This window comes from Coleofasciculus sp. G3-WIS-01, from assembly GCF_040223135.1.
Lineage (GTDB): Bacteria > Cyanobacteriota > Cyanobacteriia > Cyanobacteriales > Coleofasciculaceae > Coleofasciculus.
The window spans coordinates 26867-53327 of record NZ_JAVJZI010000019.1; the positions used below are offsets into that span (position 1 = coordinate 26867).

General features: G+C 44.9%; 18 protein-coding genes. 11 read left to right on the plus strand and 7 right to left on the minus strand.

Annotated elements, in window-relative coordinates; all coding sequences use genetic code 11:
- The first annotated feature begins 335 nt into the window (after positions 1–335).
- A complete protein-coding gene (gene sbcC / locus RIM23_RS01860; protein ID WP_446363958.1) occupies positions 336–3356 on the plus strand; it encodes an exonuclease subunit SbcC in 3021 nt (1006 codons plus the stop codon).
- A 304-nt stretch (positions 3357–3660) separates the two neighbouring features.
- Here sbcC and RIM23_RS01865 read toward each other — a convergent pair whose 3' ends face one another.
- From RIM23_RS01865 to RIM23_RS01875, 3 genes are all read right to left on the minus strand, one after another.
- Entirely contained in the window at positions 3661–4281 is a 621-nt protein-coding gene (locus tag RIM23_RS01865) for a DUF5678 domain-containing protein (RefSeq protein WP_446363960.1), read from the minus strand.
- 165 nt (positions 4282–4446) lie between these two features.
- Positions 4447–5220 carry a pentapeptide repeat-containing protein gene (locus RIM23_RS01870; RefSeq protein ID WP_446356938.1) on the minus strand — a complete coding sequence of 258 codons (774 nt, stop codon included), beginning with the start codon at positions 5218–5220 and terminating at the stop codon, positions 4447–4449.
- 176 nt (positions 5221–5396) lie between these two features.
- Positions 5397–5972, minus strand: coding sequence for an HD domain-containing protein (locus RIM23_RS01875; protein WP_446363962.1), 576 nt, complete (start codon positions 5970–5972; stop codon positions 5397–5399).
- 23 nt (positions 5973–5995) lie between these two features.
- Between RIM23_RS01875 and RIM23_RS01880 the strand changes: the two genes are divergently transcribed.
- Positions 5996–6547: a dual specificity protein phosphatase family protein gene (locus RIM23_RS01880; RefSeq protein WP_446363964.1), complete on the plus strand. Its 552-nt coding sequence runs from the start codon at positions 5996–5998 to the stop codon at positions 6545–6547.
- Positions 6548–6620: 73 nt separating this feature from the next.
- On the opposite strand, the gene RIM23_RS01885 is transcribed toward RIM23_RS01880, so the two are convergent.
- The 3 genes from RIM23_RS01885 to RIM23_RS01895 form a co-directional block, all read right to left on the minus strand.
- Positions 6621–7367, minus strand: a complete 747-nt coding sequence (locus RIM23_RS01885) for a class I SAM-dependent methyltransferase (RefSeq protein ID WP_446363966.1) — start codon at positions 7365–7367, stop codon at positions 6621–6623.
- A 10-nt stretch (positions 7368–7377) separates the two neighbouring features.
- Complete coding sequence (locus RIM23_RS01890; RefSeq protein ID WP_446363968.1) at positions 7378–8148, minus strand: DUF3386 family protein; 771 nt, start codon at positions 8146–8148, stop codon at positions 7378–7380.
- 83 nt (positions 8149–8231) lie between these two features.
- Positions 8232–9053 carry a Uma2 family endonuclease gene (locus tag RIM23_RS01895; RefSeq protein WP_446363970.1) on the minus strand — a complete coding sequence of 274 codons (822 nt, stop codon included), beginning with the start codon at positions 9051–9053 and terminating at the stop codon, positions 8232–8234.
- A 220-nt stretch (positions 9054–9273) separates the two neighbouring features.
- Here RIM23_RS01895 and RIM23_RS01900 point away from each other — a divergent pair, with 220 nt between their 5' ends.
- The 3 genes from RIM23_RS01900 (at position 9274) to RIM23_RS01910 (ending at position 11886) form a co-directional block, all read left to right on the plus strand.
- Positions 9274–11106, plus strand: coding sequence for an ABC transporter ATP-binding protein (locus RIM23_RS01900; RefSeq protein ID WP_446364048.1), 1833 nt, complete (start codon positions 9274–9276; stop codon positions 11104–11106).
- Positions 11107–11279: 173 nt separating this feature from the next.
- The gene (locus tag RIM23_RS01905) at positions 11280–11507 is read left to right on the plus strand and encodes a hypothetical protein (RefSeq protein WP_446363972.1); all 228 of its coding nucleotides are present in this window, start codon (positions 11280–11282) and stop codon (positions 11505–11507) included.
- Positions 11497–11886 (plus strand): PIN domain-containing protein, encoded by a 390-nt coding sequence (locus tag RIM23_RS01910; RefSeq protein ID WP_446363974.1) that lies wholly within the window; start codon positions 11497–11499, stop codon positions 11884–11886. The genes RIM23_RS01905 and RIM23_RS01910 overlap by 11 nt, the downstream gene beginning before the upstream one ends.
- A gap of 105 nt (positions 11887–11991) precedes the next feature.
- On the opposite strand, the gene RIM23_RS01915 is transcribed toward RIM23_RS01910, so the two are convergent.
- Complete coding sequence (locus tag RIM23_RS01915; RefSeq protein ID WP_446363976.1) at positions 11992–13212, minus strand: peptidoglycan recognition protein family protein; 1221 nt, start codon at positions 13210–13212, stop codon at positions 11992–11994.
- A 160-nt stretch (positions 13213–13372) separates the two neighbouring features.
- Between RIM23_RS01915 and RIM23_RS01920 the strand changes: the two genes are divergently transcribed.
- The 6 genes from RIM23_RS01920 (at position 13373) to RIM23_RS01945 (ending at position 26156) form a co-directional block, all read left to right on the plus strand.
- A complete protein-coding gene (locus RIM23_RS01920) occupies positions 13373–14224 on the plus strand; it encodes an alpha/beta fold hydrolase (protein WP_446364050.1) in 852 nt (283 codons plus the stop codon).
- Positions 14225–14458: 234 nt separating this feature from the next.
- The gene (locus RIM23_RS01925; RefSeq protein ID WP_446363978.1) at positions 14459–15859 is read left to right on the plus strand and encodes a calcium-binding protein; all 1401 of its coding nucleotides are present in this window, start codon (positions 14459–14461) and stop codon (positions 15857–15859) included.
- A 79-nt stretch (positions 15860–15938) separates the two neighbouring features.
- Positions 15939–17114 (plus strand): nuclear transport factor 2 family protein, encoded by a 1176-nt coding sequence (locus RIM23_RS01930; protein ID WP_446363980.1) that lies wholly within the window; start codon positions 15939–15941, stop codon positions 17112–17114.
- Between the two features lie 105 nt (positions 17115–17219).
- Positions 17220–17705 (plus strand): DUF4079 domain-containing protein, encoded by a 486-nt coding sequence (locus tag RIM23_RS01935; protein ID WP_446363982.1) that lies wholly within the window; start codon positions 17220–17222, stop codon positions 17703–17705.
- Between the two features lie 142 nt (positions 17706–17847).
- Complete coding sequence (locus RIM23_RS01940) at positions 17848–18492, plus strand: Uma2 family endonuclease (RefSeq protein ID WP_446363984.1); 645 nt, start codon at positions 17848–17850, stop codon at positions 18490–18492.
- Positions 18493–18770: 278 nt separating this feature from the next.
- The gene (locus RIM23_RS01945; protein ID WP_446363986.1) at positions 18771–26156 is read left to right on the plus strand and encodes a CHAT domain-containing protein; all 7386 of its coding nucleotides are present in this window, start codon (positions 18771–18773) and stop codon (positions 26154–26156) included.
- The last annotated feature ends 305 nt before the right edge of the window (positions 26157–26461 follow it).

Consider the following 26461-nt stretch of genomic DNA (forward strand, 5'->3'; position numbering starts at 1 on the left):
GTAGGAGTGCCTAGGCTGATCTGCTGATGATCTTGACTCTGGCTATTGTGTGTTGTATATATCTTAACCTATACTCACCACTTTCTTGCCAAGAAAAATTTTCTTTCCACAAGCTTAATGATTGGGTTATGACTAAAGTTACACTTTGAGCCAGGTAGGAAAACCTATACTTGATTGATATTATCGACCTATCCTAAATCTCCATTATATTAAATATTGTGAATTTGTCGAGAAAAAGGCTGGAATCCGCATCCTTACGTCGATAAACTATGGAGAGCGTGCGTATGTACTGACAATTTTCTTGCATCCCTAGTCTCAATGGCATTCCAGCCTGCATGATTCCCCTGAAACTGACCCTGAAAAATTTTTTAAGCTACCGTGAAGCGACTCTCGACTTTCGCGGACTGCATACGGCTTGTATCTGTGGCGCCAATGGTGCTGGGAAATCTTCTCTCCTCGAAGCAATCACCTGGGCGATTTGGGGACAATGCCGTGCTGCGTCGGAAGATGATTTAATCCATGCCGGAGCAAAAAATGTACGGGTAGACTTCATCTTCCATAATAACCAACAAACCCATCGGGTGATTCGGAGCAAGCAACGGGGACAAAGCAGTTCCCTGGAATTTCAAATTGAAACGCCCGATGGATTTCGTTCCTTAACTGAAAAAGGATTACGGGCGACTCAACAGCTTATCCTGCATCATCTTAAGCTGGATTATGATACCTTTATTAACTCCGCTTACTTGCGTCAGGGGCGTGCGGATGAATTTATGCTACGGCGTCCCTCGGAACGCAAACAAATCTTAGCCGATTTATTGAAACTGGATCAATACGAAGCCCTAGCGGATCAAGCAAAGGATTTATCCCGCCAATTCAAAGGTCAAGCCGAGCAACTCGAATCTAGTTTACAAGGCATTCAGCAGCAATTAGAAGAACGAGACGCGACGCAGGAGCAACAAGACGCCACTCAAACCACCCTAAACCAACTACGCCTTGACCACGAAACCGACCAAAGCCAACTGCACCACCTGCAATCTCTCAAACACCAACGCCACACCTGGGAACAACAACTCACCTTTGTCCGCCAGCAATACCAAAATCTCAGCCAAGAGTGCGATCGCCTGCATCAGGATATTACCACCACCGAAACCCAAAAGCAGCAATTAGCCACCATTCTCGACCAAAACGACCAAATTACTGCCGGTTATGCCGATTATCTCACCCTGCAACAGCGAGAAGAGAGCCTCAGCCAAAAGTTCCACGCAGATCAAAACGCCCACCGACAAAAACAGCAGCTACAACAGCAACTCAACCAACAGATTCAGGAATTGAATCTGCAAATCCGCCAAACCCAAGCTCAACTCGACGCCCTGCGTCCCCAAGAACAAGAGATTCACCAAATGCTCACTCGTTCTGCAGACGTAGCTGAAGCCTTGGAAAAACTCAACGCCGCCCGTACCCGCCTCAATCACCTGGATCAACTTCAACTCGACGTTTCCCCCATCCTGCAACGCCGCGCCGCCTTGCAAAGCGAATTAGATCGCATCCACGCCCGCCTCAGCGCCCGTTTAGATGAACTCAACGCCTCAGAAGATCAATTATCTCACCAAATCGCCACAACTCCCCAACTGCGACAAACAGTTCTGCACGTTGTCGCCGAAATCAGTACCTTAGAAAAAAAGAAAGTTTATCAACAGCGCGTACAAGAAAAAGGACTCGAACGCCGCAGCTTTCAAGAACGACTGCAAGAAAGCCAGCGCCGTTATGAAAAACAACTCGCCGAACTCACCCAGAAAATCCAAATGTTACAGGTTCAGGACGCTGTTTGTCCCCTGTGCGATCGCCCCTTAGATGAAACCCATTCCCACCACGTTATCCAGAAAACTACCACAGAACAACAGGAAATCCAAGATCAATTCTGGGTGGTGCGAGAACAGCTAGCGGTTTGTGAACGGGAACTGCAAGTCTTACGTCAAGAATACGCCCAACTCTCCCAAGAATTGGCACCGTTTGAACAATTACTCGAACAACGGGGACAACTCGAAGCCCGACTCGAAGCCACCGATGAAGTGTATGATCGCCTTTATGATATCTCCGAAGAAAAGAAACAACTGGAGCGATCGCTAAGTGAAGGAACCTACGCCCTAGATATCCAAACCCAACTGCAAACTCTGGATAGCCAACTACAACAGCTAAACTACAACGAACAAACCCACGCCCTCGCACGGGGAGAAGTCGATCGGTGGCGTTGGGCGGAAATCCGCCAAGCCAAACTCGAAGACGCCCAACGACGCCGAGAAAAAATTCAGGAACAAAAACCCCAACTGCAAGCCCAACTAGATCAGCTAAACCAATCCCTAGAGGAGTTACAAACCACCTCTCCCCTAAAACAGGAACTCGACGCGATCGAGTCACAAATTCGCGAAATTGGCTACAACTTAGACACACACAACCAACTGTGCACCTCCCTGCGACAAGCTCAATCTTGGCAACTACGCCATCAAGAATTAACCAAAGCCCAGGAACACTATCCTCAAATCTGTCAACGATTAGACAGCCTCAATCAAACCCTAGCCAAACGACAAGGCGATCGCGAAACTCTAAATACACAACTCGCCGAAATTGTCAAGCAATTGGATCAGTATCCCGACACCAGCCGCGACATACAAATACTGGAACAGCGCATCCTCCAGCGACGCCGACAACTAGACGAACACCTATCCCAAGTCGGGCGATTACAACAGCGCTTAACTCAACTGGATACCCTGCAAACTCAATATCAAGAGCAAGAGGAACAGGTTAAAACCCTAAAACGGCAATATCGAGTGCATCAGGAACTAGCCAAAGCCTTTGGCAAAAATGGCATCCAGACGCTGATGATTGAAAACATTTTACCCCAATTAGAGGCAGAAACCAATCAAATTCTATCGCGACTCACCGGAAATCAGTTACACGTCCAAATTGTCACCCAAAAAGCCGGAAAACGGGCATCAAAGCGCAAAAGTAAACTCATCGACACCCTAGATATTTTAATCGCCGACGCCAGCGGAACGCGCCCTTATGAAACCTATTCTGGGGGGGAAGCCTTCCGGATTAACTTTGCCATTCGCCTCGCCCTAGCCCGACTCTTAGCGCAGAGAGCGGGAACTTCCTTGCAAATGCTGATTGTCGATGAAGGCTTTGGTACGCAAGACGCTGAAGGGTGTGAGCGATTGATTGCCGCAATTAACGCGATCGCGTCCGACTTTGCTTGTATCTTAACCGTAACCCACATGCCCCAATTTAAGGAAGCCTTTCAGACAAGAATTGAAGTGCGAAAAACCGAGCAAGGTTCTCAATTAAGTTTACTGATGTAACACTTAAAATTATTGGGCGGGACGATTTACTCGCATCACTTTTCCCCGTAAGGATTCTTCCCGGGAAATAGCTTGATGAATTCGGGTTGCCATTCTCTCTCTATCTATGAATAGCTTGAGCTTTTTCAGTCAGCTTTAGAGCAAGTAATTGAGGTTCTAATTCTTTGATGTTCATTATTTAAATTATTAATTATGCAGAAAACAGAGAGCGGTATGTCCGGAAGGGCGCAAGCCTTGCGCCCCTACAGTCAGGTGTACCTAATCGGTTTTAGAAAGGCTATATTATCATTGTCCATTACGACAACTATTCACGCCAAGTAAACAGAATTTGCTCGTCGGCTTGTCTAAACTCAATATTAAACCGATCAAATACAACTTCCCGCCCCAGGAGCAATTGTTCTGCACCTGTAATGCTTTGTAACCAAGCGACAGGAGCGATAAAACTGTGTCCATCAATTGTCATTTCCACATTACGCAAAACATACTCAACCGTTCCCCCAATAGTCTCCGCTAATAACGTTGATTCAGCATCCGCTAAGCCGTAGCCTAAATCTTGACCCACCTTTAAAGAAATTAAGCTAATTTCTGCCCCAGAGTCTACTAACATTGTGGTAGAAATCTCTAAATCCTTATGCTTAAGCCTGACATGATAATTCGGCAACCAGTCATGGCGAGCCACTGTGCGAAAATGAATCGGTAAAATCTGGATAGAAGCAGTGCTGCGTGGCACTAAATAAATGGCAAACATCTCCCCTGATGCTGTAGCCAACTCCAAAACTTCGCGCAAATTTCCACTATGAGCAATAACACGATGGTCATTGTAAGCCACATATTGATTGCGATATAAATCCAACAAAGTGTGCCGATTTTTATTCAGCCACTTCAACATTTGCTCACTTTCAGTTTTAGAAGGTATTTTAGTCATAGTTAAAAAAAACTATTAAAACCATCGAAAATAACATTATTTATCCCACCTTACAAACCAGATAAAAATTTGCTCCCCATCCTCCAAACCCCTCTGCGTTCTCTGCGTAAACCTCTGCGTTCTCTGCGTTAAAAAAACCAAATTTCGACACTCAGGATCTAACCATCAAAGCGGTGACAAAAACCGCAGCAGTAATGAACCAATACCCACAAGAGCATTTCCAAAAGATGGGCGAGAGCGAACTTCGGGGGGATTTTGAGCAATTTCTACCATTTGGATCAGGTTCTGTGAAGCTTGGAAACCAACTAAGTTTTCTTGATTAGTAAAAAGCTGACTAGCAACTTCAGCATCTCGGCTAGCACCGCCGTGATCACTCAAGCGAAATCGGGCAATTCCCCGGGCTAAATAGGCGGGAGCAAATTCAGCTTTGAGATTCAGAGCTTGATTATAATGTTCAATGGCAGCTTGATAGTTTCCCCGTTCTGCTTCAATCACACCCCAGGCATAAAAATCTTCAGCGGTTCCGGCATACTGAGGAAGACCAATGGTTCCTTGAATATAAGCGCTACTGAGATCCGTACCAAACAGTTGAGCATTAACGAGATAAGCACTTCTCAGATCCGTTCCCACTAAAATAGCGCCACTGAGATTTGCGCCAGTTAGGTTTGCACCATTGAGAGACGCGCCACTGAGATTTGCGCCGGTGAGATCCGCCCCCACTAAATTTGCCCGACTGAGATTAGCGCGACTCAAATCTGCCCCACTCAAGTTTGCCCCGACTAATTCTGCCATAACTAGACCCGCATCGGTGAGATCACATCCGGGACAGTTTTTGGTGGAGAGTACCTTTTGGATATTTTGTAGATTTTCAGCCAAGGCGCTGGTATTCAGAGTGATGGCGGTGAAAATAGCAGCCGTGGTTAGAAGTATTGGTTTCATAGCATGATAATGGGGTGAATGGGTTACGGGTTTTATGCGATCGCAGCCGTAAGATACAGATAAAGGCAGGTTTAGTGACAAACCCGTTCATCAAGTTGGGGCGGGTTTATTTACATTCGGGTGACAACCAATGATAGAGGTAAAACCCGCCCCTACACAGATCACCACTCAGAATTCTAATCAGTTACACCTGCTAATAATTCTAATTCACTCACCACCCGATCCAATTCGTCAATAATCGGCATAGACTCCTGGGTGCGAAAGGCTTCAATCAAGGAACGATAATACCAAAGTGTACCTTCTTTACGCCCATGAAAGCGTTGCCACACCTTATCCCCTAAAATACGATAATCTTTAAGAATTGACCAAGCATTATGCAGCTTATCGGCGGCAGACACTAAACGAACCGAAGCTGATGCTGTGGGAATATGTGCAATATAAGCTTCTTTGCGCTGACGCCAAGGGGGTTTGGGTGTGGTGTCAGCGTCAGTGCAACCATCGACAATCGCAGTAATTGTATCCCCAAAGCGGCGGCGAATTTCCTCACGGGTTGCTGCACCGCCTTGGTCTTCAATGGCATCATGGAGAAGCGCCGCGATCGCTTCCTCTTCATTTGCCCCATATTCTAAGGCAATACTGGCAACAGCTAGCAGGTGGGCGATGTAGGGAACGCCATTCCCTTTGCGGATTTGGTTGGCGTGTAGTTCGGTGGCAAAGGTTAAGGCGTCGGTAAACCGTTGGGAGAGTTTCATGGAAAAATTAGGACAAAATCTAAATGAAATTAGTAACAATTGTGACTGAATTTACAGCAAACAACTTACCGAAAATCTGGATTGCGTCCTATTCCGAAGCCAGCCAACTTCTCGCTTCCGAGACAGGAGACGCGATCGCGCATATCATCTCGATTGGCGAACCCGGTACTTCCCCTCCTAAAGGTTACACCAAAGTTCCTCACCGACTACGGTTAGAGTTTGATGATATTGTTGCTTTAAATGATAATTTTTTCTACGTTTTATGCACACCTGAGCATATTTGTCAAGTAATTGACTTCGTGCCGATAATTTCCCAGGAAGGCGGAGATGTTCTCATTCATTGCCAAGCCGGGATCAGCCGATCCGCAGCGATCGCTTTAACCATTTATGCCATCCTCTTGGGGGCGGGTCAAGAGGAGGAAGCCTTAGCCCTAGTTCTAGAAAACAGACCTCAAGCCGTACCGAATGTTTGGATTGCACAATTAGCCGATGAAGCCTTAGGTCGAAATGGTAAATTGGCACAAGTCGCTCAAATGCATGAAGACTGGTATTTTGAGTATGATGGTGAAATTTAATAAGTAGTTGGACAAAATTTATGTCCGGGTACTTATAACTTTTTACTTGTGCATCTGCCATCTACTTTTTTGATCATTTCTCCAAAATAAAAATCATGGAAAGACTGGTATCACTATCGAATTCTGCACAAGAATAATCGCCATATAATGCCACTATTTTGTAACCACTTTCCTGCGCCATTTCCTCAAATTCCTGTTTTTTGATCAGGCAAAAATGCATATTTAGGAGGCGCTTGGATTGCAAAAAACCATGTTGATCATAGATTTCGTAGAACTGAGTTCGCTCAACAATACAGTGATTCGGTTGCTGCTTTTCCAGTCCCCAGAACAGAAGTTGTTCCTTTTCCAGACTGTATTTTCCCTCTAGACGCAGAGAACCATCGACCAATTTTAACCGGACATTAGGATTATGTAGAGTACAGATAAGTTGCCCACCTTCACGCAAATGGTTGTGAATTGAGCGGAGTGTATTCCTTTGGTCTTTCTTTGACAAAAGTTCCGAAAATGAATTGAACGGAATAATCGCTAATTCAAAACACTCTTGCAGATCTAACTCTCGCACATCAGCCTGCTGAATTGTAGCCGACAATCTCTTTTGTGCCAGCTTTTTTTGCAAAACAGCTAGCATTTGTTCCGAAGCATCCACACAAACCAGGGAAGCGCCAGCCTCTAATAAAGGAATCGAGACGCGCCCCGTTCCCGCCATCAATTCGAGAACTTGACCTGATACTTTACGGGTTTCTCGAATAAAGAAGGAAATATCGATATCACTCTGGACATAGATATCATACAACTCAGCGACTCGATCCCACTCAATCATTTTTTTCTAGTTACAACGGCTGAATATCATTAAAGCGAATCCTCGTATCCGCCACAGGTTTTTCTTCAGGATTTTCCTCCTGGGCATATCGAATCATCCGGTTCGTTAGCAAATAGTATTTGCCCACCTTTTCATGAAAATCTCGCACATCTTCTTTTTCCAGAACTTCACCTGTTTGGGCATCGCGAAACGTGGTTTTAAAGTGACTGACTAAATAACCCTCTGGAGTTTTATTCGTGCCTAGAGTGTCAACCGTTACTGCTACATCTCCAAAGCTGCGATTCACTTGAGTGATTACATCACCTTTCACCTTATAGTAGGAATTATCACCCACTTCATTGATTTTTAATGCGCCATACTCGTCTTTTCCCTTTAACTCAAAGTCATTGTTACCATGCAACTGCTTAAACGGTACTCGGCGGCGGTGAATAATTTCCATCTTAACAGTATTGGCAATCAACTCCCGCAAATCCTCCGGTTCAACATTGATGACTTCCACCGTTAAATCCGGTTTAACCCGAACGATTCCCTGGTCAATATCTCCCTTATGAGTAATCGAAACCTCTGCGGAATAACCCGGAAAATTTTCATCCCAGGTATAGCGCTGATTGTATGCATTGCGAAAGGCTTCGCTGGCTGATACTGTCGCGATTTGAGTTGGATGAGTGTTTGAGATAGACTGAGCATTTACACTGGCAGTTAGTCCAAAGACGCAGCTAATACTAGCGATAATTAAACTTAAACTCCAACAGATGATGCGATGCTGTAATTGCTGTGTCATGATTTTAATCGGCTATCGACATTGAGGATAAATCTCTATTTTACAAGTGGATTTCCTGGTGCATAGGGAGTCCCCCATATTCCTTAATTATCTGGGTCTTCTCCTAACTCCCGCAATCGTGCGGCTAAACGTTCGGCGCGTTGGCGTTCAGTTTCGGCACGTTGGTGTTCAGTTTCTGCGCGTTGGTGTTCAGTTTCTGCCCGTTGATGTTCAGATTCAGCCCCCTGACGTTCAGATTCAGCACGTTGATGTTCAGCCTCTTCGGGTAATAAAACTAAATTCCCCTCTGGGTCATAAAATCGTAACCACGGTGCTGTTTCTCTGCTTATTGTTCCTTGCCAAATTCCTAACCATAAATCTAAAGTTTCGCACCATAACCATCCTGACTCATTCGGAACCAACGGTTGATAACGTAAATTTGCATCCAACCGCCATCCCTGTAAAGAGTTTGGGTTAAACGGGTCAAACACGAAATAATCGGGTGTTCTAAAGGTTCCTTCGTAAATATCCTTTTTTGTCCCAATATCAGTATTAGCTGTAGAAGCAGACATCAGTTCAATAATCACATCCGGGTAACGTCCCTCTTCATCCCACACTACCCAACCTTGGCGAGAACCTGTACCATCCACATTCAACACCACAAAAAAATCAGGTCCTCGGAAATCCCGATTTCGTGCCTGGGTGCGACTGTAATAAATGAACATATTACCACCCACAAAGTAATCCTCGCGGTGTGCCAAGGCTTGATGGACTAACTGAATCAACAGATTCATGGCAATGCGATGGCGGTTACTTTCCAAGGGTTCTCCATCATCAAAAATTAAATCAGTGGGCGGCATTTGGGGTTCCCAGTCAACCACGGGAGTTGTTGGGGAACTCTGAGTCTGAGTCATTTCCGTTGACATAATCTAACTCCTCAATCTTTAATAGTCTGTCCTATTATTGTATCGGGTTTCTCATAAGAGTTATTTATGTGTGGGCGCAAGCCTTGCGCCCCTACATTTTGATTGATATACCTTAAACACTTAAGGAGTAGAAACTTCCCCGGTTCCAGGAAAGTCTTTGTAGAAATGATCAAAGCTGATAGCGTGAGACAGAGGAAAATTGCATTTGGGTGATTATACATTGAAAACCCGTTCTCATTACTGGCAACTGTTGCCTTATCTGCGCCCTCAAAGATTCACCATTGGGCAAGCTTTAGCTTGTACTGTGGGATTTGTCGCCGTGTGGCCCCTCCTGGCTTGGCTAGCGGGGCGGATTGCGGCTTATGTGGGACAGGGAAATGTGGGCGCGATCGCACAAGTTGCCGGAATTGCTGCTTTAATTTTCTTGGGTCAGAAGCTGGCACAGTATGGGCAAGATACCCTAATGGCAAAAGCTGCCTTGTCTATTACTCTGGATTTGCGGAAAAATGTCTACGCCCACCTGCAAACCCTGAGTTTGGACTACTTTGAAACTGCCAAAACCGGGGACTTATCCTATCGACTCACCGAGGATATTGACCGCATTGGTGAGGTGGTGAACAAGTTCTTTCACCAGTTTGTCCCCAGCGTCTTACAGTTAATTGCTGTCTTCGCTTATGTGATTTACTTGAACTGGCAACTTACCCTAGGTATTGTACTCATTGCCCCGTTAATGGGTCTATTAATTGGCTGGTTTGGCGAACGGATGCGCCAGTTTTCTCGGCGTAGTCAAAATCGGGTGTCAGATTTATCGGCGTTGCTGATTGAAGTCTTGAGTGGGATTCGTTTAGTCCAAGCTTTTGCGGCTGAAGAGTACACATTAGAGCGATTTAGTCAAGAGGCAGAAAACAATCGTCAAGCCAAGTATGCGGCGGAACGGTTAAAGGCGATTCAGTTTCCCGTGGTGGGGTTTCTGGAGGCGATGTGCCTGTTATTAGTCTTTTTGCTGGGGGGATGGCAAATTGCCCAAGGTAACTTGACTGGGAGTGAATTTGTCAGCTATGGTGCGGCGGTTGCCATGCTCATTGATCCGATCGCGATCGTTACTAGCAACTATAACGAATTTAAGCAGGGTGAGGCATCAGTTGATCGCATCTTTGAACTTTTTGCGATTGTGCCAACGGTGATTGAAAAAGAGAGGGCGATGATTCTACCTCCAGTTACGGGTAAAGTGGAATATCGCCAGATTAGCTTTGCCTACACTCAAGCCCAAGAGAACTTAGAAAGGGCGGGTTTTGAAGAAACGTTATCATCAATCGCCAAAGATCAAGACGCGCCATGGCAAGACGCGCCATGGCACGTCTCTACAGTTAAAACGCCTTGGGTGCTGAAAGATTTGAGTTTTCTTGCCATGCCAGGAGACGCGATCGCGCTAGTTGGGGCATCGGGTGCTGGCAAAACCACTTTAGTTAATTTACTCCCCCGTTTCTACGATCCGCAAGCCGGAGAAATTCTGATCGATGGGATTAATATCCGAGATGTTACCCTCAAAAGCCTGCGGCGACAAATTGGCATTGTTCCCCAGGAAACTACCCTATTTTCTGGCACCATTGCCCAGAATATTGCCTTTGGTCAAAAAGACTTTGACTTAGACGCGGTTCAAGAGGCTGCCAAAATCGCCAATGCTCACCAATTTATTATTCAATTCTCCCAAGGGTATCACACCTGGGTGGGAGAACGGGGAATCAACTTATCTGGAGGACAACGACAACGCCTTGCGATCGCGCGGGCGGTTCTCCTCAATCCCAGTATTCTCATCTTAGATGAAGCCACCTCCGCCTTGGATTCAGAATCAGAAGCCTTAGTCCAAGAAGCCTTAGAACGGATTATGAAAGAGCGCACCGTATTTATCATCGCCCATCGCCTCACCACCGTGCGCCGTGCTGACCGTATTTTAGTGATGGAACAGGGACAGATTATCGAGTCGGGAACCCATGCAGAATTATTAGAAAAAGAGGGACGTTATGCGCGATTTTATGCACAACAGTTCACTTAAAGCCGACTATCCGAAATAAGTTCGCTATCAGCGAACAAAGTTTGCCATTTTTTTTGCGCTATAGTAGGTTCAGTCGGGTTAAAAGAGATATTCGTCTGGAACAAACCGCTATTACGCTTACTGGCGGTCTAGCTAAACTAGAATAAGTTTAGAATTTTGGGCACGAGAGCAAGATGGATACACCTATCCTGGATAAGCTAATTGAACAACTGAAAGTTATGCCTCAAGACTTGCAGTGGCGAGTGCTTGAATTTGCACGCGCTATTGCCGATTCACCAATTCAAGGCGTCCCCGGGCAACAATTACTACGTTTTGCCGGTTCAATCCCACCCGATGATGTTAAGTTGATGCGCCAAGCCATAGAACAAGACTGTGAACAGGTTGACCTTAATGAGTGGTAGATACTTATTAGACACTAACATCATCATTGCGCTCTTTGCGGATGAAGTAGCCGTGAAAAACAGCCTGATCCAAGCTGATGAAATCTTTGTTCCCAGTATCGCCGTTGGCGAGTTATGTTATGGTGCTAAAAAATCAGGACATTCAAAAGAGAATTTAGAACGGATTGAGGAATTAATCGCTAACAGTACTGTCCTTGGATGTGATACACAAACGGCTCGTCACTACGGGGACGTCAAAAATAAGTTACGTCTTAAAGGGCGTCCTTTGCCTGAAAACGATATTTGGATTGCTGCACTTGCTCTCCAATATAACTTGACATTAGTAACCCGGGATGGTAACTTTCAGGAAATTGAAAACTTACTAACTGTTGCTTGGTGAGTTTGAAGCCGAATGGTACTGAAATAAGCATTTTTGGCTCGCCGAAACTCTTGATATACTGTAGAGTGGACATTGCTCACCACCCTTAAGTCAGTACCATTCCACTTAAGCTAAATTCAGAACAGACCAAGTAACCGCCCCCACAATCCCATCTGCTGTCATTCCCTTTGAACGCTGAAACGCAATAACAGCGCTTTTTGTCTTGGCACCATAGATCCCATCCGCAGGACCTGGATCAAAGCCTTTTTGCCGCAAAATCTCTTGGGCTTGCTTCACTTGTGGACCTACGGAACCTTCCTGGAGGGGTAAAAAAGGGTCTGTCGGTTGATTGCGCCATTTTTGGGAAAACTCCACCAATGTCGCCTGCGACACTTGCCCTTGTAACCACTGAATCGCTTGAATTTGGTGGGGGAGTTCCCGGTAATACTTATAGGTATCGAGGAGTTGAACCTGGGTGAAAGGGGTTTGTGAACCCAAAGGTGTACTTCCCCCTGTTGTTGTCTCCGGCGCTGTCGGAATACCGGTGTCGGTGGGAGGTGGCGGTGTAGGTTGAGAAACCCGTTCTAATACCTTCCACGTCGCAGGTCCGACCAAACCATCGGCATCTAACCCATGAAACTTTTGGAACAAAACTACAGCATCTTCAGTACCTGCGCCAAAAATACCATCAATTGGACCCACCTTAAACCCTTGGGCGCTGAGAATTTGCTGGAGTTCCTTGACTCTGGGTCCAGTGTCCCCTTCCCGCAAAATCGCTGGGAAAGAGGTTCCCAGTCGCTGACGTACTTCCTGGCGCAAGCGAGGTAATTGACTATATAACCAATCCCCAGGACATTGAGTGGGAGAAAAGTCGCGATGTCCGAGAATATTATCTGGGCTAATCTTAGTGGTTGAGCAAATCGAGGCGCACAACTCAACCAAACTAGCCCACTGTTTGGCATTCATTTGATAGGTGGTAAATGTTCCTTCATTTTCAATACCCGGTGACTCATTCCCTTTATTACTACCCGCATGGGATGAACGGATACTGCGTCCCCTTTTAACCGCATTCAGACTTCCATGTCTGCCTTCTAGCAAATACCCACCTGTCGTGTTCAAAAAATTGTGACCGGAATCAATCCAGCCAAAGCCATCCATATGGGCGGTTTGAATACTGCGAGCCAAGGTTTTGGCGCCTGTCAATGTTCCTCTGGATAGATCATTGGGAGGATTAGGAGTCGCCGTATGGTGAATGATAATATATTGCGGTCTCGTTTGCTGGGGCCACCGTTTGGGAGCTTTAGCACCCCATTCGTTGGTTGAAATAACACTAGCCGTAAATGCCATACCGATTGTTTCCCTCTATTAAATCTCAATTAGTCGTAAGTTTACTCAAACCAATAGGATTTGTTTTGATTCTACTGACCTAATCCTTGCTCAGGAGAATGCTTTATCTTTTGTTGATATTTGCTATTCTACGTTCGGATTGACTCGTCTGGAACTCGAAATGACACCAACACGACAAACTGTATCCTTATCTGGAATCCAATTGTCTTATCTAGAGTGGAATCAAGGTTCAGAACCCTTGTTACTGCTCCATGGTTTAGCGGATCACGCTTTAGTGTGGTCAAATTTAGGAGAGTATTTGGCTGAGAGTTATCATATCATCGCTCCCGATATGCGGGGTCATGGGGAAAGTAGCAAACCTGAAGATGATTATACCTTTGCTAGTGCGATCGCGGACTTGGAAGCCCTCCTGGATCACTTGGGATGGTCATCAGCCCATATAATTGGACATTCCTGGACGGGTAAATTAGCCCCGATTTGGGCAAAACAGCATCCCCAACGGTTCCGCAGCATGATTTTAGTTGATCCAATCTTTATCTGGAAAATGCCCAGTCTGCTTAAGGTAACATTCCCTTTGTTATACCGGGTTTTGCCTTTTCTCAAAGGGATGGGTCCATTTGAGAGTTATGAAGACGCCGCACAAAAAGTACGTCAGTTAAGTCAATATCAAGATTGGACTCCTTTACAGCAGCAAGTTTTTCAAGGCAGTATTGAACAAAAACCCGATGGTTCTTGGGGGAGTAAGTTTACCGTGGCTGCCCGTGATGGTACGTTTGAGGATGTGATGCTCGTCGCCGGATTAACGGTTCCGATTCATATCCCTACCTTGTTCGTGCAACCGGAAAAAGGGGTGAATCGCCAAGAATGGCAACTGAAACCTTATAAAACCTATTTGAAAAATTTACAAGTTTGTCAGGTTCCCGGTAATCATTGGCCCTTTTTAGTCGCGCCCGAAGAATTTAATCAAACTGTAGCCGCATTTTTAGAGCAACATCGAGAGGCTACCGCTTAACCCAGATACGGTTCACCTCTTCAATAAGCCTGCCATTTTGGCAGGAATGAGTCGAAAATTAGGTAAAAAATAGTTAAGCTAAATTAACTGGACTTGGTGATTTATGCGAACTATTTCACTGAATCGAGTTTGGGCTAAATCAATCGGATAGATACGAGAATCCGAACATTGAGGTTGTACTCGGTGAAGTTCATCCTCAATTCATTTGATTCATACTTGACAAGCTTAAATTTCATGACCTCAGATACTCTATTTTTGCAACCCATTGATTCGACCTTAAATCCCAATCCTCTCTTTGGCAACGCCACCGGGAGCGGTGTTTTTTTTAACTACAGTCAAACGGCGACAAGGGGTCTGACATCCGCAGAAACAGAGACGTTAGTCAAAGGGGGTGTGGCTATGGCGATCGCCCAAGCTGAGGCGACATTTATCACTGACCCGACTTTCACGACTCTGTTCACCAACAGTTTTGCCGTTGCCAATGATGGTGCTTTTCAGGTTAACAGTAACAGTGAGACTCAAGTCATCGCCAGTTTTGCAGTTGACGCGCATCAACTCTTCTCGTTCGATTTTGTCGCCGATTTAGCTGTGCTAGCTAAAGAAGTGGAAAACCCCGATACAGAATATGTAAAAGCCCAGTCACAAAGCACTTTTTTGGTGTTAGATACCTCAGATATCAATAATCCAAAGCTGATCGATTATTTTGGTCTCCAAGGAACGTTAATTTCTTCCGATGAAGTGAGTAATGCCAATAAAGGACTCTCAAATATTGTCAATAAAAATTTAACCCATGTATTAAACAACTTGGGCAAGAAATCCATGTCTGCTCGCATCGGTCAGGTTGGGTTTGGCATGAGTCGCTATCTGAATATTATCGACGCCGATAAAACCATTGATACATACGGCAACAATGAAACTGACTCGGTGACGGGTACAGTGTTGGGAACCTATCAGCGCACATTTCAACAGGATATTCACCTAAGTATTGTCCAAGTCAATCGCAGTGCAGTTCAGTTAACCGGAGATACCTTAATTGGGAACCTGGGCGATGATGTGATTTATGGCACAATTTGGGCAGATTCGCTCCAGGGAACCCACCGTAGCGATAATATGTACGGCAGTCTAGGGGATGATACCCTCAAAGGCAAGAATGGTGATGATTTACTCGAAGGGGGTCAAGGCGATGATTGGCTAGAAGGTGATTTTGGTGATGACACCCTAGTTGGCAGTTTTGGGGATGATACCTTGGTTGGCGATTGGGGTGATGATATTCTGATTGGTGGTTCTGGCAATGATACCCTGATTGGTGGTTTAGGGAGTAATGTCCTCACAGGTGGTGAGGGTTTGGATCACTTTGTTTTCCATTGGCAGAAAAAAGGGTTCGGAAAAAATTGGAAATCTAGCTACGATGTGATTAAAGATTTTGAGGTTGGTATAGATGCCATCAAATTTCAGAACTGGCATAAATTGAACAATAAGTTGGATGTCCGACATTGGTTCACGCAGATGGTATCCACAGGTAAAATCACTGACACTGATAACGGTACCTTGTTGAAATGGCATGATCAGACACAAATTATCTTAGAAGGTGTGAATGTAGCTCAACTCAGTGCTTCAGATTTTGTCTTTACCTAATAATCTAACGTTCTTGTTGGAACAACAAAGCAGGTGCAGTATGTCAGATATAGTTTGATTAGAGTCACCAACTGCCAACATGACAAAACCTGCTCATTTGATGATTAAATCCCTGTATCAGGCAATCAACCGCAGGGATATTTCCGCCGCTATAGACTGCATCGATGATGAGTGCATCTATGAAGATCTCAACTTTCCCAAACCCTTTCGCGGGAAAGCCGCCGTTCAGCAGCTTTTTGAAGAATCCTTTCGAGGTGTACCCGATGACTTACTCTTTGTTATTGATGATATTACGACAGGAGATCCATCTTCCACGGGTGTCCTTTGGCATGTTGAATTGGATGGTATTCCCTTTCCCAATGGACGAGGGGTCAGCTTTTATCGTCTGTCTGAAACCACAGGTAAGTTAGTTTTTGCCCGTGATGTGGTTGAACCGCCAATTAAACCTGGTAAAGTTGCATTTTGGATTATCCGATTGGTCACTCCTTTGGTACGACGATTACTTAAACGTCAGCCAGAAACCACTGCTACTGCTAAATCAGAACAGCCTCAGCCTGGGGTTGCGATCGCGTTGGCACTGTTGGCGATAGTCTATACTTATGTCCTCTTACTCTCTCCATCCAATCAACTTCTTCCCGGAGAACCAATTTGGGCAATTCAACCCGAAACTTTACAGGAAATTCTAGATGAGTCGTTAAATTTCTTCTTAATCTTACCGATTTTAAATGCGGTAGGCATTAATTATATGAAGTCACCGACAGTTCACCCTACCCTGGAAGCACTCTTCAACTTTGCCGAAGCCTGGATATTTATGTTCCTCCCCTTGCTGTTACTTGACAAAAGGGGACGCCATTTACCGAAGGTTTTTATGTGGAGTGTGGCAATGTTCCTAACCAATGTTATTCTTACTCCTTATATGGCGCTACGTTATACCGTTCCCCTTCCTCAAGAAAAGGATGAACCTAAAAAAGGCTGGTTAGCTCGCCTTTTCGGATGGATAGGGCTGATTGTGGGTACTCTAGCAATTGTATGGGGTTTTGTGGCAAGACCGGAGTTTGGAGATTTAGCACAGAGGGCGCATTATTTTAGAGAACTGCTGATGAGCAACCGAGTGACTATAGCATTTTGTGTTGATTTGGTGCTATTTTCCATTTTTCAGGGTGTATTATTAACCGCCGTCATTCCCTCGGACAAAAAAGAGCGCTGGTTGCGATATGTCCCGTTTTGGGGATTGGCAGTTTGGCTGATTATCTGATTAGTCATTTGTCTTATGTCCAAGGTTTTTTGCCGCTCATTTAAGTGGCTGGGAGCGAAAAGCGTGTCAAAATAGATAGATGTAAATAAATATGAATTCAAACCGATGGGAGAACAACTGAGTCAAGCGCTAGAACCTCTCGCTGCGTGGTTTCGCAGCATAGGTATTCCTGAGCTAATTGTTCACTGGGGACATCCTGTCATGATGGGAATCGTGATAGTTGTTCTCGGCAGTTTTGTCGCGTATATGGGATGGCGTAGTCGCCTAACAAAGGATGGGGAAGTGGCGGCGAAAAGTCGTGCATCTCACCGTCAGCTTGCACCGTTGATGTACCTGTTTATTGCGCTGGGTTATACCGGAGGGGTTCTTTCCCTGGTTATGCAGCATAAACCTATCTTTGAAAGTCCACATTTTTGGACAGGTTCTTCTGCCGTCATTTTGTTAGGAATTAACGCGCTAATCGCTTTAACGGGTTTTGGAGGTGACAAGAAGGAATTGTTTCGTACTGCTCATGCTTATTTGGGTAGTACGATTATGATCCTGCTCGTTGTTCACATTGTCCTCGGTCTAAAGCTAGGTATTTCAATTTAAGCCGAACAGGAATGTAGGGGCGGGTTTTACTCATAACGTTTTGGACACAACCGATAAGTTGACTAAACCCGCCCTTCTAAGAGGTTAGAGACGTTCCGGTGTAACGTCTCTACAAAAGGGATAATTTGTTCAGGAATAGGTGATGACAACAGCTACGTTTGAACTAACCGAAAATCGGGTCATTCTGTCAAATATCAGTTGGCAAACGTTTGAGCAGTTACTCGCAGACTTAGGGGAAAATCGCTGCGCTCGTTTGGCTTACAATGACGGGGTATTAGAAATTATGACGCCCTTAGGATCTCATGAAAATAATAACCGCTTTATTGAAAGCTTAATTGGCGCGATCGCAGATGAACTAAATCTCAACCTAAAACGGTTTGGTTCTCTCACTCTGAAGCGAGAAAAACGAAAAAAAGGGGGAGAACCTGACTCCTGTTACTACATCCAAAATGAACCCAAGGTTAGACATAAACAAGAGATTGATTTGGCGAATGACCCGCCACCCGATCTAGTATTAGAAATTGACATGACCAGTGGTTCTATGGATAAACTGCCAATTTATGCCGCGATTGGTGTACCAGAACTGTGGCGTTATGATGGACGTAAACTCGATGTGTTTGTTTTATCTCCAGAATCAACGAGTTATCAATCTGTGGAGAGAAGTCCGACGTTTCCCTGGCTACCGTTAGCAGCAATTCCTCGGTTTATTCGGCAAAGTTTAGCGGATGGAGAAACCGCAACATTACGGGCGTTTCGGAGTTGGGTGAGAGAACAGCAACCCGATTAGAGATAAAAGGCGATCGCGAATACTTAATAGGTTTAAATGTCCGTTTGTCATATTGTCGTCTTTTCGGGTGGGTTAGGCGGGATTTAATTAAGAAAACCAACCTTTTGATTTCCTATCCGCCGTAACCCACCAATCCATGATTTTAGAGACACCATCCTTGCGCCTCTACAAGATTAATAACAAACAAATAAATGTTGTATCGTTTTATTAAAACATCAGTCCCAAACGATTGAGAATAAGCGAGACTACATAAAATAGCACGAAAAGGGTGGTCAATCATGAAATCGTCTGGGTTGGGTTTCTGCTGCTTGTTTGCCCTTGTTTCTCTATGTCAATCGATTCTCTGTGGCGTGGCTTCACTGATGGGGGATTCCGCCGCCCTAGCTCAATCCATCACCCCAGCCGCAGACGGTACAGGTACAATTATCACAGAAAATGATACCCAATATGATATTTCCGGTGGTAGTCTTTCGGCAGATGGGAATAATTTATTCCACAGTTTCCAGCAGTTTGGCTTAGATACCAATCAAATCGCCAACTTTCTAGCAAATCCTAATTTAAACAATATCCTTGGTCGCGTCGTGGGTGGTGACGCCTCTGTAATTAACGGGTTGATTCAAGTCACCGGCGGCAATCCCAACTTATATTTAATGAATCCGGCGGGGATGATTTTTGGTGCAGATGCTAGATTAAACGTCCCGGCTGACTTTATCGCCACCACCGCCACAGGTATGGGTTTTGAAAATAATAATTGGTTTCATGCGAGTGGTGCGAATAACTATCAAGCCTTAATTGGCACACCGAATCAATTTTCCTTTAACGTATCCCAGCCGGGAAGTATTGTTAATGCAGGTGAATTAGCGATATCACCAGGGAAAAATTTAGCGTTAATTGCTGGTAGTGTAATTAATACTGGAACACTCACAACACCAGGAGGAAGGGTTACCATTGCAGCGGTTCCCGGTTCCAATTTAGTCAAGATATCTCAGCCAGGGAAACTGCTGTCTTTAGAAATTGAACAACCCACGACTGATTTGGGAGAACCGCTACCCGTTACGCCCTTAGGTTTAGCCGAGTTGTTAACGGGTAAAGAAGAAACTGTTGAGACTGGACTTGATGTGACCCCATCGGGAGAGGTGAAATTAGCCGATACTGGAGTAACTTTACCAAAAGAGACAGGCGTTGCGATCGTTTCTGGCACAATTGATGTGTCTAACAGCGGAAATGTAGGGGCTGTAGGGGCGCAAAGCCTTGCGCCCTCATTGGTAACTGGGGGTGAGGTTAATGTATTGGGAAATAAAGTTGGTTTAATATCCGCCAATGTGGAGGCTTCTGGTATTAATGGCGGAGGAAATGTGCGGATTGGTGGAGGGTATCAAGGTAAAGATACTATACCCAATGCCGAGCGCACGTTTGTCAGTAAAGATTCCACGATTAACGCTGATGCTTTAAATGAGGGGAATGGAGGAAATGTATTTGTTTGGTCTGATCAAGCAACCCGTTTTTACGGCAAAATTACAGCAGGCGGTGGCAGCAATTCTGGTAATGGCGGTTTTGCTGAAGTGTCGGGTAAGGAAGTTCTTGACTTTGCTGGCACAGCCAACTTGTCTGCAAATCACGGTCAATTTGGAACTTTACTTTTAGACCCAACTAACATCACGATTGTAGCGGGTGGAAATAATCCACCGGAGTTAGCAGCGAATGACCAATTTACCGATCCAGGTGTCAATAACACTATCAACAATGGCACAATCAATGCAGCAACAGCCAACGTAACTTTGCAAGCTACGAATGATATTACCTTTGATGCTCCGGTTAATATTACTACTACTGGCGTACGTTTAACAGCGGAGGCAAATAACAATATCTTTGTTAATGCTAGCATTACAACGAATCAAGGTGACGTCACCCTTAATGCAAATATGGATAATGATGCCGAAGGTAGAGTTGAAATCAGAGAGATAATTTCGACAAGTGGCGGAAATATTATCATAACTGGAACGGGAAATGGGGAAGACGGTATCAATCTCTTTGATAATGGTCAAATCAATTCAGGAGGTGGGAATATAAACCTTACTGGTTCTAGTATCGGTAGTCGTGGTATTAATACAGATCCCTTCGATAATCCTATTAATTCCGAGGGGGGAAATATTACCTTGATTGGCTCTAGTAGTGATAGTCTTGGTATTCGGATTGATAGCTTGGTAAGTTCAGGAGGAGGAGAGATTGCCATCACTGGTTCTGGCAACAGTTCTGAGGGGAGTAATGGTATTGTACTTGATAGTGTTGGTTCCCTTAACTCAGCAGGTGGAGATATTCGCCTTACAGGATCAACCCAGAATCCTAGCGATAGCGGCATCGAGGTTTTTAATCAAATTGATTCAGGGACTGGGACTGTTACTATCACGGCTGATAGGATTGAAATGAGCGGTTTTGGTAATCCTGAACTTGTGGGTAGTGGTAATCTCATTTTGCAACCAGAAACTGCAAATCTCGATCTAGAACTCGGTGGAGGAGGTAATCCGATAACAACCTTCTTAAATACTGATGAACTCGCTAATATCACTAATGGTTTTGCTTCTATCACTATCGGAAGAGCTGACAGTAGTGGTACAATTACCCTAGCTGGTGATGTTACATTCAATGACCCGGTTACCTGGCGATCGCCTAACGGATCAATAAACGCTACAGGTGGTACTATAACTGGATCAGACGATGCCACGATTACGTTGCTATCTGGGGGAACAATTCGCACGGGAAATATCACAAATCCCGGTCGTTCCATTACCATAGGTACTCCCACACAACCCGCCGCTAGTATTGAAGCTGGAAGCATCAGAACTAACACGACAACCAATGGTGATAATGGTGGTTCTGTCAATTTGGAAGCTTCAGGGGATATTACTGCATCACAAATTTTGACGATTTGGCAAGGTTCAACAACAGGTAATGGTGGTGATATCGCTGTCAAAGCGGGTGGTGATATTTCTATTAATACTGATGTTCTATCATTTACTGATAATGGTAATGGGGGCAATATTACCTTTGATGCAGGCGGCAATATTTACACTGATGATATACAGTCAATTGGTTCCCAAAGTAGCGGAACTATAAATCTCACCAGTGGTGGCACAATAGACACCACGTTTTTTGGGGGAACTGGAGGTCAAATACTCTCCTGTTCCGGTGTAGCCAATCAGTGTTCTGGTGGTAATAGTACAGGTGGCGATGTCACTCTTGAAGCTGCAACGAGTATTATTACCAATATCAATGCCACAGGTTCTTTAGGTGGCGGGAATATTATTGTCACCAGCGATGAAATTGATATTGGTGCAAGTAGCAATGACGGAACTATTCGGCTTGAGCCTTTTACACCTGATCAAGATATTGTTATTGGTGGAGATAACAATGATACATCGGCATTAGATCTGACAGAAACAGAACTGAATCGACTAGGGGATGGGTTTAGCTCAATTACTATCGGTGGTGGTTCTGGCGATAACACCTTCATTTTCAACAGGAATGGAAGTTTCTTTAACCTGAATATTGACGGTGACGGTGGAAACAATACTCTGATTGGTAATACAATTAACCGTTGGAATATCACGGAAGATAATGCTGGTGATGCTACATTCCTTGATCTCGACGCAATAAGTGGTAGAATCTCTTCATTTAGGAATGTTCAAAACCTAATTGGCAGTAATGGAGATGATACATTTCGATTCACGAACAATGCGACTATTAGCGGCACGATTGATGGCGGTGAGGGTATAGATACCCTGGACTACTCCAGTAATCAAAATCCAGTCACCGTTAATCTAGCCGCTATTGGCGGTGAAAATATTGAAGCCGCGATTGGTAATACGGGTAGCACATTAATTGGCACAAATACAGCAAATACGTGGAATATTACCGCTAATAATGCTGGAACAGTTAATGGAACCTTTAGTTTCTCCGATTTTACCAACCTGAGTGGTGGTAATGCTAATGATATCTTCCAATTAAACAATGGTGTTATATTGACGGGAACCATTGATGGCGGTGCGGGTACAGATACCTTAGACTACTCCGCCTATACCAGTCCCCTAACCGTCAACTTAGCCACATTGGGTGGGGTTAATATCGAACAAGTTACAGGAACTGCTAACGCTACCAGTACTTTAGTTGCCAATAACACCGCGAATAATTGGACGATTACGAATAGCAATAGCGGCACAATTAATGGCACACTTAATTTCAATACTTTCTCAAATCTGACCGGAGGGAGTAGTGACGATACATTTGAGTTCAATGATAACGTTACCTTTATGGGAAGCGTTAACGGAGGTGGAGGCAACAATACAATAATTGCTAGTAACACCCCGAACACCTGGAATTTAACCAACTCCAATGCTGGCATTATTAATGGTAGTAACTTTACCTCAATTAACAACCTAACAGGTGGCAACAATAACGACACATTTAGTTTCAATAATGGCGTCACCTTTGCCGGAACAGTTGACGGCGGGCCAGGGATAGATACCTTAGATTACTCCGCCTATACCAGTCCCCTAACGGTAAACTTAGCCGCATTGGGTGGGGTAAATATCGAACAGGTTGCAGGAACTGCCAACGCTACCAGCACTCTAGTTGCTAATAACACAGCGAATACTTGGACGATTACAGATAGCAATAGTGGCACAATTAATGACACACTTAATTTCAGCACCTTCTCTAATCTAAGAGGTGGCAATAATAATGATACATTCAACTTCAATGATGGGGTAACTTTTACCGGAACAGTTGACGGTGGCGCGGGGATAGATACCTTAGACTACTCCGCCTATACCAGTTCCCTAACGGTAAACTTAGCCGCATTGGGTGGGGTAAATATTGAACAGATTGCAGGAACCGCCAACGCAACCAGTACGTTAATTGCTAATAACACCGCGAATAATTGGACGATTACCGGAAGCAATAGCGGTACAGTTAACGGACTTAACTTTAGTGGCTTTTCTAACCTGACGGGTGGAAACTCAGATGATACCTTCCAATTCAATAACGCAGCGAATATCAGCAGCAATATCGATGGGCGTGCAGGAAATCTTACCCTCATCGGTGATGAGCTTAATTTTACAGGAAATATCTCTGGAACTGGGAATTTAACCCTTCATCCTTTAACCTCAAGCCAAGAGATTAAGCTAGGGGGTGTGGATAGTGGTAGTAATAGTATTTTAGATTTAACCGCACCGGAACTTAATTCCCTACAAAATACGTTTACCTCAATCACGATTGGGGGGACAACTAGCAGTGGTGCAATTACCCTAACCGATGATATTACATTCCAAACCCCTGTCACATTGCAAGCACCCGTGGGTTCAGGTTCCATCAATACCACCGGGGGAACCATCACGGGAGAGGGGAATGCAACGATTACCTTGCTGGCAAATCAGGATATTATTACAGGTGACATTATCAATCGCGATCGCGCCCTTATCATCACCAGCAACAATGGTGCGATTACTACAGGCAATCTTACCGCAGGTGCGATCGCGCTGACAACCAATGGCGGTGATATTTCGGTGAGTAGTTCTAATCCTATCGCCTTTTCCGGTTCCGGCGTCGTGCAAACCCGTGGGGGAGACATTAATATCAGCACGAGTGATTTTGAAGGGGGTGGGGTTACCTTAAATACCAATAACCCCACGGGAAAGGGGGGAGTCATATATCTTAACGCAAATTCGGGTAAATTGGCGATCGGAAATCTGATTAGTTCTGGATTGAGTGGCGGTGATATTGTTGTTCAAGCTGAATTTGAAATAACCACAGGTGCAATTAATACCAGTGGAAGTTCTGGTGACGGTGGTAATGTGACCCTTGACCCTATCGGTGATATTCAGGTTACTTCGATTAATGCTCAAGGTGGGGAGAATGGTACAGGGGGTAACGTCGATATCACCGCAGGCAAATACTTCCGCGCTACAGATACATTTACTGACCAAAATGGGATAGACGCCAGTATCTCCACGGCTGGTGGTAACGGTGGAGGAGATATTACCATTCGCCATGGGGGTGACGCACTCACACCGTTTAAAGTCGGTGATGCAGAAATTAATGGTACGGCTGGCGTTCTCACCAGCGGAGACATTAGTATTATCCCGCCGCGTTCCTTTCCCCTAACTCACCGAGAAGGAAATATTGCGATTATTCGCGGTGATATTCCCACCACTACCATTGATGAACCGCCGATAAATCCAGTTGATCTCACTCAACCGACTGAGAGTAATGAATCTGCCGAGGAAGATAGCATTTCAGACGAAAGTAGTCCAGTCGCTGTCTCATCCACAACCAACACTACCACCCCAACGGCTGAAGCTGAACTGACTCAACAAGAAGGCAATTTCACAAATGCTTATGAAAGTTACCTAGGGATTAGTAATACCCCCACGGCTACGCCTGAACAAGTGCAAACAACACTGGGTCAAATTGAACAACAAACTGGCATAAAACCTGCCCTAATTTACGCCTTCTTTAAACCCCAAACCCCCACCCCCGAAAAACCCAATCCCAAAGACAAAACCGAAATCCTCTGGCAATTTAATGCTTCCACCCCTCAACGCCAACAACTTTCCAGTAACCCCAATCCTCAACCCACTGACCAACTAGAACTCGTCCTAGTTACCGCCTCTGGAGACGTAATTCGTCGTCCCGTACCGGGCGCAACACGAGAGAAAGTTCTGCAACAAGTGCAACAATTACGTCGCGCTGTCACCGATGTTCGTATTCCTCGTCCTTATAAACCGTCTGCACAACAACTTTATGATTGGTTAATTTCCCCCATCGCAGAAGAATTACAAGCCCAACAAATTAATAATCTTAGCTTCGTTATGGATAGTGGCTTGCGTTCCCTCCCCATCGCTACACTTTATGACGGAAACCAATTTATTATCGAGAACTACAGCGTGGGGTTAATGCCCAGTTTTAGCCTCACCGATACCCGGTATGTGGATATCCGAAATGCTGATATATTAGCCATGGGCGCGTCTCAGTTTGAGGAACAAGACCCTTTACCTGCTGTCCCCAAAGAGTTATCGATGATTACCAATCAGTTGTGGTCAGGTACGTCCTTTCTTAACCAAACCTTTACCCTAGAAAATCTCAAACAAGCCCGCGCTAATCAACCGTTTGGTATTCTCCATCTCGCTACCCATGGAGAATTTAAACCGGGAAAACCAAATAACTCCTATATTCAGTTTTGGAATACTCGATTAACCCTAGATAAGTTGCGAGAGTTGCAATTAGATAATCCCCCAGTCGAACTGATGGTATTGAGTGCCTGTCGTTCAGCTTTAGGGGATGAACAAGCGGAGTTAGGATTTACCGGATTAGCGGTACAAGCTGGGGTAAAATCGGCATTGGGTAGTCTCTGGTATGTCAGTGATACTGGGACATTAGGACTGATGACCACATTTTATCAACAGTTAAAACAAGCCCCAATTAAAGCTGAAGCCTTGCGACAAGCACAACTGGCAATGATGCGGGGGGAAGTTAAATTAGACGGAGATGAATTAGTCACGCCATCTGTTAGGGTTTCCTTACCAGAGGAATTACTAAACCAAGGTGATCTTAATTTAACTCATCCTTATTATTGGAGTGCGTTTACCCTGGTGGGAAATCCTTGGTAGTTAAGAGAATGAGAACAAACACTATACAGGTGTAGGGTCAATACTGCTCGGTTAAGAAAAATTGTTTGTTGGGTAGAGCGCAAGCGTTACCCAACAAACCCAGTAAAACGTTGGGTTTCGTTACCTCAAACCAACCTACCTGCCCTTGTACTCAAGGCTTATCCGAGCAGTATTGGGTGTAGTGGACTGACACAGCTAAAATTGTGGAATAGATTTGACGGTGAAATTGGGCGCACACCGTGCGCCCCTACAATACTAATCCACCATTTTAGGTGTGCCACGCTAGTAGCTAGTAGGGTGGGTTA